This window comes from Streptomyces phaeoluteigriseus (assembly GCF_001896135.2).
GTDB lineage: Bacteria > Actinomycetota > Actinomycetes > Streptomycetales > Streptomycetaceae > Streptomyces > Streptomyces phaeoluteigriseus.
Window position 1 is genome coordinate 134,028 of sequence record NZ_MPOH02000009.1, and the last position, 13,954, is coordinate 147,981.

A 13,954-nucleotide genomic window follows, 5' to 3' on the forward strand; every position below is an offset into this window, starting at 1 on the left:
GACCCGGAACGAACGAGCCTGGGCCGGGCCGTATTTTCGCCAGCCGGTCAGCTCGACATGCTGGCGAACATGCCGGGCTCGTACGAACCCCCCGGGTTGCGCACGATCACGTTCATCCGGGTTGCCGCGTTGATCAGGGCGACCAGGCAGACCAGCGCACCGACCTGGTCGTCGTCGTAGTGCTTGCGCACCTCGGCCCAAGTGTCGTCGGACACGCCGTGGTGGTCGAGCCGGGTGCCCTCCTCGGCGAGCGCCAGCGCGGCCCGCTCGGCCTCCGTGAACACGGTGGAATGGCGCCAGGCGGCGACCAGGTTGAGCCGGAGCGCTGACTCACCGGCGGCCGCGGCCTCCTTGGTGTGGATGTCGACACAGAAGCCGCAGTCGTTGATCTGGCCGACGCGCAGCTCCACCAGTTCCCTCAGGGTCTTCGGCAGCGTCGACTGCTCCAGGGGCAACGAGGCGTTGTAGAACCGCTTGGCGACCTTCGCGGCGGTCGGGCTGTCGAACAGGTTGAAACGGGGTTCCATGATGTCGTCCTCACTCGTGGAGTCGCGTGCCGCGCGGATCGTTCGCGGCGTCCTGACGCACACGAGATGCCGGCCGCCCAGTCCTTGTGACAGTGCGGTGATGTGACGTAGGCCACCGCTTGCGGGTGTCACAGAACGGCTGGGGCCGGCGTCCTGTGCGTGACACGGTCGAGAGCGAACAGCGGGAGGCGGCTATGAGCGAGTGCGGCGAGCGGACACGGAACACGGCCGAACCGCCCGCTCGCGACCGTCGTATGGACTCCGCCACCGAGGCGTTCGGCGCTCACCGCAACCTTCTGTTCACCGTCGCCTACGAGATGCTCGGCTCTGCCGCCGACGCCGAGGACGTCCTCCAGGAGACGTGGCTGCGCTGGGTGGGCGTCGACCTCCACACGGTGCGGGATCAGCGTGCCTACCTGGTCCGGATGACCACTCGGCAGGCGCTGACCCGACTGCGTACGCTCCGTCGGCGCAAGGAGTCCTACGTGGGCCCCTGGTTGCCCGAACCGCTGCTCACCGCGCCCGACGTAGCCGAGGACGTCGAGCTGGCCGACAGCGTCTCGATGGCGATGCTGCTGGTGCTGGAGACGCTCGCCCCGACCGAGCGGGCGGTGTTCGTGCTGCGTGAAGTGTTCGATCTGGACTACCAAGAGATCGCCGAGGCCGTCGACAAGAGCCCGGTCGCGGTCCGCCAGATCGCGCACCGGGCGCGGGCGCACGTCGCCGCGCGCCGGCCGCGCGAGGTCGTCACTCCGGCCGAGACCCGCGGCGCGCTCGAAGCCTTCCAACGGGCGATCGAGACGGGCGATCTACAGCGCCTGCTCGACATGATCGCGCCAGATGTCGTCCTGCTGACTGACGGAGGCGGAGTCGTGCGGGCCGCTCTGACGCCAGTCGTCGGCGCCGACAGGGTCGCCCGGGTACTGGGCAGGATCGACGCCGCGGTGTCGCTGCGGCCGACACAGGTCAATGGCTACCCGGCGCTCACGCTCCGGCTGGGCGGCAAGGTCGATACCGTCCTGGCGGTGCACATCGACGACGGCCTCATCACTGAGCTGTACGCCGTGCGCAATCCCGAGAAGCTGTCCCGCATCGACCGCGAGACCACTGTGAGCCGCTGAGTCGGCGGTCGTTCCGCCAGGTGGGTTCGCCGTCCGGCGGCCGCCGTCCTGAGCGTGTTCCGGCAGCTCACTCAGGCCCTTCCAATTGTCACCACCGGTCACGTTGCCCGATTCCCTTCACCGACCTCGCCGAGGAAGACCGCCATGGCGGACCCTGCTGCTGACCCCCACCCGGCCGCGCCCCGCAGGCGCTCGTGGGCCTGGCCGCCCTGGCCGGTGTGGCGTGCTGCGCGCTGCCCGTCCTGAGCACGGCGGGCGTCGTCGTCGGCGTCGGCGTCGGCGTGGGGGCGGTGGTGGGCTGGCTGCCCGCCCTCGCCGTCGTCCTGGCCGTGCTCGCCGCCGGCACCGGGTGGCTCGGCCGGCGGCGAGCACTCCTGCTCGTGCGGAGTGAAGAGCGCAGGCGAGGACAACCCGCCCGGCAGGTCGGCATGCCTCAACCCGGCCCTCGGTCGCACAGGTCGACAGAGCCCGCGCAGATGGTCCTCCACGGTGTTCACCCCTGCGTGGCCTCCTCGCAGCTCCATGGCGAGGCTCTCGTCGGAGTCCGCGCAACAATCGGCGATTCGACAACGGCGACCATCTGCACCCCACCGACAAGGGGCAGGCAAGGCATGGCCGATGCCGTCGATCCGGTGGCGTTTGCCTGCGACCGGGGAAGCGGCTGAGCGCACGGCACTGTTCACGGTAGTGGCTCCCGTTCAAGAGTTGGTCCATACCAAGACCTTGACAGGGAGCTTCGACCGCTTCTTAAATCACATAGTGAACTAAGTGCCGCTCCAGTCGAGTTCCCCCCACCACCCGCCGTGGCGCAATGTCCGCTCGGTTCGCAGGCCGCTTCCGGCGTGTCGGCGCCTGACCTCCGTGTGCCACCGCCGGCGTTCCCTTACATGCTCCTGGAAGGGACAGTCATGGACTTCCCGTGCTTCCCCCGACGCCTGCTGATTGATGTCCCTCGTGGCGGTCCTCGCCCCTACGTCGCTGTCCACCGGACCGACGCAGGACGCGCCCGCGCCCGAGGCGAAGCCCGCCGCGCCGACGACCGCGGTCGCGGCGGCCCGCCGAAACCCTCTCCGGCGATTGCGACGGACCCGTCGGCTCCGTCGTCGAAACGGCGGGAAAGGCAGACCGGGACCGGCGACGACGTCAACAACCACGAGCGGCAGTCCTACACCGCGGGCAACCGCAACACCACCCTGGACGGACAGGGGGCATGTGGTGATCACCGTCCGCCGCGAGAACCCGCGGTCAAGAACGCCCACGGCGACTCCGACGACCAGGCCCACCGGCACACCGGCACGTGGTCACGCGGGCCGTACGGCGGGTTCGGCGACCGCCCGCCGGCGCACGCGGCCACCTCCATGAACGGCATCACCGACAACAACGAGACGGTGACCGTCGCCGACTTCCGCACCATTCTCGGCTACGCCCAGCGGCGCCACCTCGCACGGCGGACCTTCTGGTCGGTCAACCGTGCCCGCCCCCGCACCGGCGGCAGGGTCGGCACGTGCTCGGGTGTCTCCCAGCAGCCGTGGGACTTCACCCGGGTCTTCGCCCAGTACAACGGCTGACCCACCCCTTCCCTACCAACCCCCCACCGACGCCGCGCAGTCGGCCCAGGAGAAGACATGCTCCGATCCCTGCGAACGCCCAGAGCGGGTCGCCCCGCCCCGACCCCGGCCCGCACCATCAGACCCTGGCTCGCGGTGCTCGTGGTCGCGGCTGCGGCCGTCTCGACCCTCACCGCCGTCCAGACCACACAGGCCGCCACCCTGGCGGCTTCGGTCGAGGCCGCCGCCCTGCCCACGAGCTGGTCCTCCGTCGTCAACGCCGGCAGCGGCAAGTGCCTGGATGCGCGGTCGGCCGCGACCGTGAACGGCACAGTGGTGCAGCAGTACGCATGCAACAACAGCACCGCTCAGCAGTGGAGCTTCACACCGACGAGCGACGGCTTCGTGCGGATCGGCAACCGCAACGACGCCCAGCAGGTCGTCGACGTGAGCAACAATTCCTCGGCCGACAACGCCGCAGTGCACCTGTGGACGTACGGCGGCGGCAACAACCAGCAGTGGCTGGCCGTCGACGAGGGCGGCGGCGCGTACCACTTCGTCAACCGGCACAGTGGCAAGTGCCTCGACGTGCCGTCCGCCTCGACGGCCGACAGCGTCCAGCTGGTGCAGTACACCTGCAACGGCACGGCGGCGCAGCGCTTCCAGGCCGCGCCGGTGAGCACCGCGCCAGGGGACGTGGACCTGGGCCCCAACGTGGTCGTCTTCGATCCGTCGATGCCGTCGTCCACGATCCAGAGCCGGCTGAACTCGATATTCCAGCAACAGGAGACGAACCAGTTCGGCTCCCAGCGTCATGCGGTGCTTTTCAAGCCGGGTACGTACAACAACGATGTCAACGTCGGCTTCTACACCCAGGTCCTCGGGCTCGGCCAGTCGCCGGACTCCGTGACGATCAACGGCGCCGTACATGTGGAAGCGGACTGGTTCCCGCCACAGAACGCCACGCACAACTTCTGGCGCGGCGCCGAGAACCTGTCGGTGAACCCGACGGGCGGCACGGACCGCTGGGCGGTCTCGCAGGCGTCCGCGTACCGGCGTATGCATGTGCGAGGCAATCTGGAGCTGAGCGACGGCGGCTGGTCCAGCGGCGGCTTCATGGCCGACTCCAAGATCGACGGGCAGGTGCGCTCCGGCACCCAGCAGCAGTGGCTGACCCGCAACTCCCAGCTGGGCAGCTGGACGGGCTCCAACTGGAACATGGTGTTCGTCGGCAGCCAGGGTGTGCCCGGCAACACGTTCCCCAACCCGCCGTACACGACGGTGGACCGGACCCCGACGGTTCGTGAGAAGCCGTTCCTGTACGTCGACAACGCCGGCGCCTACCAGGTCTTCGTGCCGTCCCTGCGGACCGACTCGTCGGCCACGACATGGGCGGGCGGCAATGCGGCGGGCACCTCGCTCGGCATCGACCAGTTCTTCGTCGTCAAACCGGGCGCGACCGCCGCGCAGATCAACGCGGCCCTGGCCGAGGGCAAGAACCTCCTGGTCACTCCCGGTGTCTACCACCTGAACCAGACGCTCAGGGTGACCCGCCCCGACACCGTCGTGCTCGGCCTGGGTCTCGCCACGTTCATCCCGGACAACGGCATCACGGCCATGACGGTCGCGGACGTGGACGGCGTGAAGATCGCGGGTGTCCTCTTCGACGCGGGTACGACCAACTCCCGGACACTGGTGGAGATCGGCCCGTCCGGCGCCGCCGCCAACCACGCGGCGAACCCCACCTCCCTGCACGACGTGTACTTCCGCGTCGGAGGTGCCGCCGTGGGCAAGGCGACCACCAGCCTCGTCGTCAACAGCGACAACGTCATCGGCGACCACATGTGGATCTGGCGCGGCGACCACGGCGACGGCATCGGCTGGAACACCAACACCGCCGACACCGGACTGATCGTCAACGGCGACAACGTGACCATGTACGGCCTGTTCGTCGAGCACTACCAGAAGCACCAGACCATCTGGAACGGCAACGGCGGACGGACGTACTTCTATCAGAACGAAATGCCCTACGACCCGCCCAACCAGGCCGCGTGGATGAACGGTTCGACGCAGGGCTACGCCGCCTACAAGGTCGCGAACTCGGTAACCAGCCATGAGGCCTACGGACTCGGCAGCTACTGCTTCTTCAACGTCGACAACAGCGTGACGGCCGAGCGCGCCTTCGAGGTGCCGAACAACCCGAACGTCCGCTTCCGCAACATGGTGACGGTCTCCCTCGGCGGCACCGGCACGATCCGGCATGTGATCAACGACCGGGGCGGACCCTCCAACTCGGCCACCAACGTGGCCAACCTGGTGAGCCACCCGTGAGGCGCCTCGCAGCACGGCTGCTGACCCTTCTGGCGATGGTGACGGGCGTGACGGCGGCACCGGCCCAGGCCGCTGTGGCCTCGGTCGACCCGACGAGCTTCCCGCTCGGGACGGACCCGAACCAGTCCTGGTACAGCGGCCACTACCCGATCCTGTGGACCAACACCCAGTACAAGATGCTGTACGCGAACTTCGGACACAACGCCATGGACTACGGCTCCGACACACGGCTGTCCTCGACGTTCGCGAGCCCCACACAGAACCGTTTTCTGATCGACGGGCTCAAGTGGCTCGGCGGAGCGGGTGGCGGGCCGTCGCCCACCGGCCCCATCTCCGAGACAGCGTGGTACTCACTGGCCGACAACGCGAACGGCGCATGCGTCGACGCGCGGGCCGCCGCCACGGCCAACGGCACACCGATCCAGCAGTACGCGTGCAACGGGACGACGGCCCAGCAGTTCCAGTTCCGCCCCACCGACAGCGGATACACACGGATCGCGATCCGCCGTGATCCGCAGCAGTTCGTCGACGTCACCGGAGTCTCGACCGCGGAGAACGCACCGTTGCAGCTGTGGTCCTACGGTGGTGGCGGCAATCAGCAGTGGCTGCCGATACGCGAGGCCTCCGGCCGCTACCACTTCACCGCACGGCACAGCGGCAAGTGCCTGAGCGCCACAGGCGGTACGGCGAACAGCGTGCAGCTGGTACAGCGGGCCTGCGACAACTCGGCCGCACAGAGCTTCGACCTGGCTGCCCAACCCTGAGGCCCTGCCCTCTGGTCCTGGTGTTCGGGAAGAACAGCTTGCCGGCCGGGTACACCCCGGCGACGCAGGTCCTGCCCTGCGCCTCCCTCGGTCGGCGCCGAACGGATGGCCGCCGAGGCGGCACTGGGCCCTGTGCGATGTGGTGAGCAGACAGTAGCCTTCGAGCGGTCGTCGATCCGGATCGCCCAAGCGTCGAGGCGGAGGCCGGCGAGGTGGCCTCGGGCGTCCTGTCGTGCCGGGTCGCGATGCCCCGTCGGGCCTTCCTCGTCCGCGGCGGCAGCGTCAGGCCCGGTGGGGGTGCGGGGGCGGCCGACGGGCAGACGGGGATGCGCACCTACTGCAGCAGGGGACGAACTGCGGACTGTCGGCAGCCTGTCCTGCGGTCAGGGCAAACGACAACGGACGGCACTCGCGGTCTGCGGCGAGGTGTCCAGTGCTCGTCGGTGAGTTGCCAGCGCGTCACACGGTGGCGGAGGGTCCCGACAGTGCAGACTTTCGTGAATTCAGGCATTTGTCCGCCGTGCTCCTCGTCGGCCTGGTCCTCAACGCCACCCTCGCCTGGTCCTGGGCCGACCCCATCGCCGCCCTAGCCATCGCCGCCATCGCCATCAAGGAAGGCCGCGACGCCTGGCAGGGCAACGGCTGCTGCGCAGCCCCGGCCGCAGCGCTGCCGCCTGCCGGTGCCGACCGGAGCGACACCTGCGAGTGCCGCCGACGCAAGCCGGCAAGGTCCACGTCGACAAAGGCTACGACTTCCCTCGCCCGCAACTGGGCGTCCCTGGCGCGTCCTCGGCGTACCAGCCGGAGCGTGGCACCGCATCAGCGGGCTGCGGACGCGCCCGGATACGGCGAAGCCGCATCTGCCGGTGCGGCGACAGGGGCCGGCGCGGCCAGGTCGTTGTCATGATGGGCACAGGCGCCGCCGCGATGTGCAGCAGGGTGCGGGATGGCTCGGACCGGGGCTGTCGTCACTGCTCCGCAGGGCCATCGCCTCGGTCGTGCGGGATGGTCGAGGCCACCGCATGCCGCGGCGCGCACAGCGACTGCGGAGCCCGGCCTCGTCAACGCCACACTCGCCGTTACCTCGTGAGGGTGGCTGAGCTTTCGGTCGCATGCCGACGACAAGGTCGCCCTGCGCAGGAGGCGTACCAGAGCTGCCCATGGGCAAACGCTCCTTTTCCAGACGCTCGCGAGATCAGGCGTCCTGCTTTTCGCCCCTGGTTGTCCGCTGTCGACGTCACCATCGGAGTCGGCGGTCGGGTGAACGGCGAAGGGATGGAAGATGAGCACTGCCCAGGCGGGAGCTACCGGTGGCGAGCAGTACGCTCCAACGATCAGCACGATGGCGGGGACCGGGGCTGCGGGGTTCAAGGGGGACAACGAGCCTGCTGGTGCGGCTCAGTTGAACCGTCCGTACGGGATCGCCGTGGATGTCACCGGCACTCTGTACTTCTCCGACTTCAACAACCACCGGGTCCGGAAGATCACCACCGACGGGAGGATCAGCACGGTAGCGGGGACCGGGGTCGCGGGATTCAGCGGGGACAACGGGCCTGCCGTTTCGGCCCAGCTGAACTACCCGCGTGAGGTCGCGGTGGACAGCGCAGGCGCCGTCTACATCGTCGATACCAACAACCACCGGGTCCGGAAGATCGCGGCCGACGGGAAGATCAGCACGGTCGCCGGCACGGGCGCCGCGGGCTTCAGCGGCGATGGCGGCCCCGCCACCGCTGCCCGGTTGAACCTCCCGTTGGGCGTGGCGGTGGACAACGCCGGCACCCTTTACGTCTCCGACTACAGCAACCACCGGATTCGGCGGATCACGACTGACGGGAAGGTCAGCACGTTCGCGGGGAACGGGGCCGCGGGGTTCAAGGGAGACGCCGGTCCAGCCGTCTCAGCCCAGCTGAACTGCCCGCACGGAGTGGCAGTGGACGGCGCGGGCGACCTCTACATCGCCGACCACGCCAACCACCGGATCCGGAAGGTCGCGGCCGATGGGAGGATCAGCACGGTCGCCGGCACAGGCACCGCGGGCTTCGGCGGTGACGGCGGCCCGGCGGCCTCGGCCCTGCTGAACTACCCAGTGGGCGTCGTGGTGGACAGCTCCGGCACCCTCTACATCGCGGACTACAACAACCACCGGGTCCGGAAGGTCACGTCCGACGGGAAGATCGGCACAGTGGCCGGCACAGGCGCCGCGGGCTTCGGGGGTGATGGCGGCCCGGCCGCTTCGGCCCAGCTGTACCACCCGTTCGGCCTCGCTGTGGACTGCGTCGACGCCCTCTACATCGCCGACCACGTCAACAACCGGGTGCGAAAGATCGCTTCGGCGAAGATGGCCGGCCTGCCCGAGTCGGGCACGGTGGTCTTCTGGGCCAACGTCCGCAGCAGGCTGCGGATGGGGGTGCTGAGCGAGTCCACCCAGGACGGGGCCGAGATCCACCAGTTGCTCGCCACCTCCAGGAACCACCAGCGGTGGCGGCTGGTCGCGGCGGGGCACGACGACGGCGACGTCCTCTACCGGTTCGAGAACGTGCGCAGCGGCAAGGTCCTGGAAGTCGTCGGCGCGCACGAGGCGGCCGGGACGGTGGTCGCGCAACGTGCGTACGAGGGAGGCGACGCGCACCACCAGCAGTGGAGGCTGATCCCGGTGGGCTCGGCGACCGACACCCCGCGGGTGTACGAGATCGCGAACCGCAACAGCGGTCTGCTTCTGCGGGTCGACACCAACGCCCGTGCGGTGATCAGGCAGGACGGAGCGGAGGGGGATCACCGGGCCAGGCAGTGGCAGCTGCTTCTGGGGTGAGGCACCAGGGGGGCAGGGGCGATCACGCCTCTGCCCCCTCTCGTGACCTGTGCCCTACTGGGAACCGGACGGGTTCTGGGCGGTCGCCTCGGTCGTCCTGGTTTCCCCCAGGGTCTTTGGGACCTCGGCGGTCGGCTTGGGCGCCGCAGGAGCCTCTGCGGCCCTGGGAGCCTCCGGGGCCTTGGGAGCCTTGGCGTAAACGCTCTTGTCCGGCGTCTTCTCCAGGTCCTTGTTCTTCTGCAGGCCGTCCTCCTCCCTCACCTTCTCACTCGCCTTCTTCATGCCGTCGGACGCCGCGTCGGAGACCGAGCTGGCGTTCCCGGCGTACTGGGCCTGCGCTTCGGCTGAAGTCTGGGTGGTCTGGATGAAGGAGCCGAGGAATCCCAGGACGGCCCGTGCCTCGGGTGACTGCTCCTGCACGACCTTCGCCCGGGAGGAAGCCCCGTGGATCGCGTTGTTGAACAGGCTCGTGCTCTTGTCGTCGTATGTGTCCTCCTCGGAGTCCTCGAAGTCGACGTCCGCACCCGGCTGCCGCTTGGTGCCCTCGGTGGTCACGGAGAAGAGCCCCGCGCCCTGGTTCGCGAAGTTGAAGATGTTGTCGAACACCATGGTCATCACCCCTGGTCGTCGTGGTGGCGGCGCCGCGTCCGGTCAAGGCCCCTTGTGCAGCGCTCGCTGGCTGTAGGTCAGGCTCTCGGCGTCGAACATCGTGTGGTGGACATCCAGGGCGGAGACGACCTCGGCCAGCCCCTTCATGCGGAAGCCGGCGCCGCCCGCCAGGTCGATGTCGGCGATGTCGCGGGCGACCACCTGGTCGAGGCCGGGGTTCCCGGACTGCGGGGGAGACAGGACCGCGACCGGCACGGCGTACTTCACCGCGACGAACCCGGAGAAGGTCACCGGGATCTCGTACGTGTAATGCTTGCGGGTACGCCGCTGCGTGGCCATGGTCTCCACGCGGGACTCTTGCGGGACCTCGCCGGAGATTTGCGATTTCGAGGTCCAGCTGGTGGTCAGGGAGCCGCCGACGGAGGCCGCGATGCCCAGCGCCAACTGCGCGTTGAGCGACGCGCTGCCGGTGGCGCTGCCCTGGGTCGTGAACGCACCGAGTTCGTCACCGAGTTCGCCGCGGAGTTCCCCGCCGAGTTCGTCGTGGCCGTTTCGGTGGCGTTGGCGTTGTCCACCCCGACGCTGTCCTTGCTGTTCTTGTTGGTCACCGTGTTGGCGTTCTTGTTCGTCATGTCATTCCGCAGCTGCGTCTGGAGCTGCGCCTGGAGGTCCATCTTGAGCTGGTTCTGCAGCTGCAGCTGCAGTTGCGCGCCGACACTGCCGCCGAAGGTGAGCTTGGCATCCCCGTGGAGCGACCACGTCACCCCGTTCGACACGGTGAAATCGACCGAGTCGGTGAAGGTCATCGGCTTCTGACTGCGGTTGACGTAGGCGCGCGAGGAGAACGTGTCGGGCGGGGGCTGGTCGATGTCGCACCGCTCCTCGATCAGCGGCTCCCCGAGGTTCATGTAGGCGAGCCAGCCCAGATCGAACGCGGATCCGGGGAAAGCGCCGAAGCGCAACTTGTTGATGGAGAACCCGACGGGCTTGTGCTGCACTCCGAAGTTGTCGGTGTAGACCAGGTTGGGATGGTTCAGAATCGACTGCCAGGTCTGCTCGACGTTCAGTTCCCGCAGGTTCTTCTTCGTCAGCGGATGGCGCTTGAACCGTTCCAAATTGTACGCGGTGGAAGGCATTCCCCGTCCTCGACTGATCTGGCCGAAACGCGCTCGATGAAATGGAGTCAGGCATCTGCGCGCTTTCCGAAATTCGAAGCTATCAGGGGCTTCATTGTCTAGGAAGGTGTCTTCGCGCATCACGCTCAATCGAGTGAAAGGGGTTCACCGGAGGCTCCCAACTCGCTGGAACGGGAAGTAAGTTGAAGTGCCGCCGATCGCTCGATCGATGGCCTTCCAAGAGTCCTTCCTGCGCATGCCGCGGCTGCGGCCGGTGCTGTGGTGAGGGCATTCGATGCGGTGTCGAATCAATTCCGGATTCCCTTCGGCGCAGGATGATCAGGGCCTGCGGTAATGCACCGCATGGAAAACCTTGCAACGAGCGGCCGACGCATTGCTCCCACATCAAGAAGAGGTGAGGTTTCCGCGATGTACACCCAAGAACGTACGGCAATGTCGAATTTGGTGGTCGGCGGACCGGTGGCGGTGAACAGCTACGACAACGCGATCGTGGCTGCGCTGGTCGAGAATCGGCCGGTCATGCTCGTCCACGCCTTCAACGGCGGCTTCCTGCGGCCCGCCGAGTTGAAGGAGGACAGCCACGACAAGGGGGTGAAGCTGGCCACCGCGCTCGATCCGGTCACCAAGGAAGGGCAGGGTCACCTCTGGCACCTCACCCCCGCGGGCTTCTTCGGGCAGCGACCGCTGTACTTCATCGAAAGCGCCGCGGGCCAGGTGCCGCCCGAACCCGCCGGCGCGGGCGTAGCCGGCGCTGGGCGTGGCGACGACGGCGCGCCGAAGCCGCAGCGCCGACGCATCACCGTCCACCAGGACGCCCCCCGGAGCACGGCCGACACCGTCCAGGTCGGCCTGCCCGACAAGGTCGGCGACAAGTGGCGCGGGAAGAACGGCGCCCCCGAGGACACCCAGCTCTGGGTCGTCACGGTGACGCCGTGGGGCGGGATCACCTTCGTGCCGATCACCCACCCCGACGCCATCCTCGGGTTCAAGGACCACGCGGTGACAGCCGACAGCGAGGTGCGTCTCACCTACAACTGGGGCGGGGACTTCACCGGCACGGTCATCAACACGTTCTACCCGCGGCTGCCCAACGAGTGGAACGTCCCCTACCACCACGTCTTCACGTGATCCGCCGCCACCGCCGCGCCACACCCGTCCCGAGCCAACGCCCGCACCGCCTGGAAGAGGCACCACGATGCCCGTGCCCACGCAAGAACTGAAAGTGGAGATCGTCAACGCCGCCACGGGAATGACCCTCGGCGCCAGGGCCGCGCCGGGCGCGGACGGGGCGCTCGTCGTCCGCCGCGTCCCCGATGACGGCCCGAACCCGGAGCAGTGGCAGCTCACCCCCGTGCAGGCCGCGCAAGGCGGGCAAGCACAGGACGAGGCATATGTGATCCGCAACGCGGTCACCGGCAAGGTGCTCGACAACCCCGCCACCGCGGACCGCGGTGTGCGCCAGTGGGACGCCGCCGCCGGCAGAAGGGGCCAGCAGTGGCATGTCGTCCCTGTCGAGGGCGAAGCGGGCCTCTACTTCATCGAGGGCGTAACCGATGGCGCCGTACTCGACCTCGCCGACCCCGGCAAGGACGAGACCCGGATCGTCCTGCGCGAGTACGACGACAGGGCGGAGAGCCAGCGGTGGCGGTTCGTCCCGGCCGAGCCCGAGCGCACCAGTGACCCCGTGCTGCGCTGGGCGTCCGTGAGCCACTGGAACGGCCGCCGGTCCTGGCGGCTGGCCCACTCGCCCGCGCTGCGGCCGGCACCCGACGCGACGCCCTCCTTCAGCGACCTGCTGCTGGTCCTCGAGCGGTTCGGGAGCGACCAGGACGCCGGCGGGTGGAAGAGCGCCGGAGCCGCCCGTTCTCACAGCGGGCAAACGAACTGGTGGGTTGGGCTCGGTGACCGGTTCCTCGCCGACACCGGGGGAGCAGGCCGTGCGGACATCGTAGGAGGCAAACCCGGGAAGGGGGCCGTGACATCGTCCAGCAGAGGCGATGGCACGTTCGACGACGACGAGCGCATCCTGTACCAGCCCCTACCCTCCCCGAGTCCCAAGGACCTGTGGACCCTCGCGGACACGACGGGCGACGGCACACCCGACGCCGTCGTGCTTGCCGCCGACGGTGTCCGGGTGTCGCTCCAGGACGAGGCGGGACGTTCGCGTCCGCGGGCGGCGAGCCGGTCGTCAAGGCGTTCGGACACGGTCAGCAGGCCGGCGGGTGGCTTGCCGACAGGCATCCCCGCTTCCTCGCCGACACCACCGGTGACGGCAGGCTCGACATCGTCGGCTGCCACGACGACGGCGTCTGGGTCTCATTCCAGGACGAGGAAGGCGTATTCGCCGACCCTCTGTACGTCCTCGACGACTTCGGGGCCGACCAGGGGTGGGGATCGGTCGAGGAGCACCCCCGGTTCCTGATCAGCACCACCGGTGACGGAGCGGTGGACATCGTCGGGTTCGGCCCGCAGGGCGTCGTCGTCGCACGCGGGCGCGGCGACGGCACGTTCGAGCCCTCCAAGCTCGTCCTGAACGACTTCGGGCTCGCCCAGGGGTGGACGAGCGACAAGCACCTCCGGTTCCTCGCCGACGTCACCGGCGACGGCGACCCGGACATCGTCGGCTTCGGCGACGAGGGAGTCTGGGTGGCGCACAATCGTGGCGACGGCCGGTTCGAGCAGGCCCAGCTGGTGTGCCGGGGCTTCGGATACGACGAGGACGCGGGCGCCTGGCGGGTCGATCAGCATCCCCGCTTCCTCGCCGACATCACCGGTGACGGACGCGTCGACATCGTCGGCTTCGGCGGCCCGGGAGTGTACGTGGCTCGAAACCTCTTCCGCCGCTTCAGGACCCGGTAACCCTCCAAGGTGGACTCCGGATGACGGCAACCGGGGAGTGGGCAACCGGGGAGTCCGGATCACGGCAACCGGGGAGTGGGCGCCCGGGTGGCCCGGCCGTACACGCTGACGGCTCCCGTCCTGTGAACAGGAGGGAGCCGTCCAGGTGTGTCCGGAGGCGTTGTGCCTTCAGCGGGTCATGCGTGACGGTGCGAATGCCGGTTACCGGCGACGAGGCGGTAGAGGGCGAGCAGGATGACGGAGCCGACGAT

General features: G+C 68.7%; 7 protein-coding genes and 5 pseudogenes. 8 read left to right on the plus strand and 4 right to left on the minus strand.

Annotation, left to right across the window (positions count from 1 at the left end; all coding sequences use genetic code 11):
• Positions 1-47: 47 nt before the first annotated feature.
• Complete coding sequence (locus tag BM536_RS08395) at positions 48-527, minus strand: carboxymuconolactone decarboxylase family protein (RefSeq protein WP_073493779.1); 480 nt, start codon at positions 525-527, stop codon at positions 48-50.
• Positions 528-721: 194 nt separating this feature from the next.
• On the opposite strand from BM536_RS08395, the gene BM536_RS08400 reads away from it, so the two are divergent.
• Entirely contained in the window at positions 722-1,648 is a 927-nt protein-coding gene (locus BM536_RS08400) for an RNA polymerase sigma-70 factor (protein WP_094102760.1), read from the plus strand.
• A gap of 98 nt (positions 1,649-1,746) precedes the next feature.
• Here BM536_RS08400 and BM536_RS40760 read toward each other — a convergent pair whose 3' ends face one another.
• Positions 1,747-2,145, minus strand: a complete 399-nt coding sequence (locus BM536_RS40760) for a hypothetical protein (protein ID WP_158086513.1) — start codon at positions 2,143-2,145, stop codon at positions 1,747-1,749.
• Positions 2,146-2,889: 744 nt separating this feature from the next.
• Here BM536_RS40760 and BM536_RS08410 point away from each other — a divergent pair.
• From BM536_RS08410 to BM536_RS08430, 5 genes and pseudogenes are all read left to right on the plus strand, one after another.
• Positions 2,890-3,216 (plus strand): annotated as a pseudogene (locus BM536_RS08410) (hypothetical protein); the annotation flags it as partial.
• A gap of 57 nt (positions 3,217-3,273) precedes the next feature.
• On the plus strand, positions 3,274-5,526 hold the full coding sequence (locus BM536_RS08415; protein WP_245873325.1) for an RICIN domain-containing protein: 2,253 nt from the start codon (positions 3,274-3,276) through the stop codon (positions 5,524-5,526).
• Positions 5,527-5,600: 74 nt separating this feature from the next.
• Positions 5,601-6,290, plus strand: a pseudogene (locus BM536_RS08420) (RICIN domain-containing protein); the annotation flags it as partial.
• 508 nt (positions 6,291-6,798) lie between these two features.
• A pseudogene (locus BM536_RS08425) lies at positions 6,799-7,002 on the plus strand (cation transporter); the annotation flags it as partial.
• A gap of 570 nt (positions 7,003-7,572) precedes the next feature.
• On the plus strand, positions 7,573-9,099 hold the full coding sequence (locus tag BM536_RS08430) for an NHL domain-containing protein (RefSeq protein ID WP_073493783.1): 1,527 nt from the start codon (positions 7,573-7,575) through the stop codon (positions 9,097-9,099).
• 54 nt (positions 9,100-9,153) lie between these two features.
• On the opposite strand, the gene BM536_RS08435 is transcribed toward BM536_RS08430, so the two are convergent.
• On the minus strand, positions 9,154-9,708 hold the full coding sequence (locus BM536_RS08435) for a hypothetical protein (RefSeq protein ID WP_073493792.1): 555 nt from the start codon (positions 9,706-9,708) through the stop codon (positions 9,154-9,156).
• Between the two features lie 42 nt (positions 9,709-9,750).
• Positions 9,751-10,844: pseudogene (locus BM536_RS08440) on the minus strand (hypothetical protein).
• Positions 10,845-11,252: 408 nt separating this feature from the next.
• On the opposite strand from BM536_RS08440, the gene BM536_RS08445 reads away from it, so the two are divergent.
• Positions 11,253-11,972 carry a hypothetical protein gene (locus BM536_RS08445; protein ID WP_073493785.1) on the plus strand — a complete coding sequence of 240 codons (720 nt, stop codon included), beginning with the start codon at positions 11,253-11,255 and terminating at the stop codon, positions 11,970-11,972.
• A gap of 67 nt (positions 11,973-12,039) precedes the next feature.
• Positions 12,040-13,703: pseudogene (locus BM536_RS08450) on the plus strand (RICIN domain-containing protein).
• Positions 13,704-13,954 lie beyond the last annotated feature (251 nt).

What these genes read in the sequence shown, in the direction of transcription:
- BM536_RS08395 (WP_073493779.1), bottom strand. Translation starts at nt 527, where the DNA reads ATGGAACCCCGTTTCAACCTGTTCGACAGCCCGACCGCCGCGAAGGTC.
- BM536_RS08400 (WP_094102760.1), top strand. Translation starts at nt 722, where the DNA reads ATGAGCGAGTGCGGCGAGCGGACACGGAACACGGCCGAACCGCCCGCT.
- BM536_RS08415 (WP_245873325.1), top strand. Translation starts at nt 3,274, where the DNA reads ATGCTCCGATCCCTGCGAACGCCCAGAGCGGGTCGCCCCGCCCCGACC.
- BM536_RS08430 (WP_073493783.1), top strand. Translation starts at nt 7,573, where the DNA reads ATGAGCACTGCCCAGGCGGGAGCTACCGGTGGCGAGCAGTACGCTCCA.
- BM536_RS08435 (WP_073493792.1), bottom strand. Translation starts at nt 9,708, where the DNA reads ATGGTGTTCGACAACATCTTCAACTTCGCGAACCAGGGCGCGGGGCTC.
- BM536_RS08445 (WP_073493785.1), top strand. Translation starts at nt 11,253, where the DNA reads ATGTACACCCAAGAACGTACGGCAATGTCGAATTTGGTGGTCGGCGGA.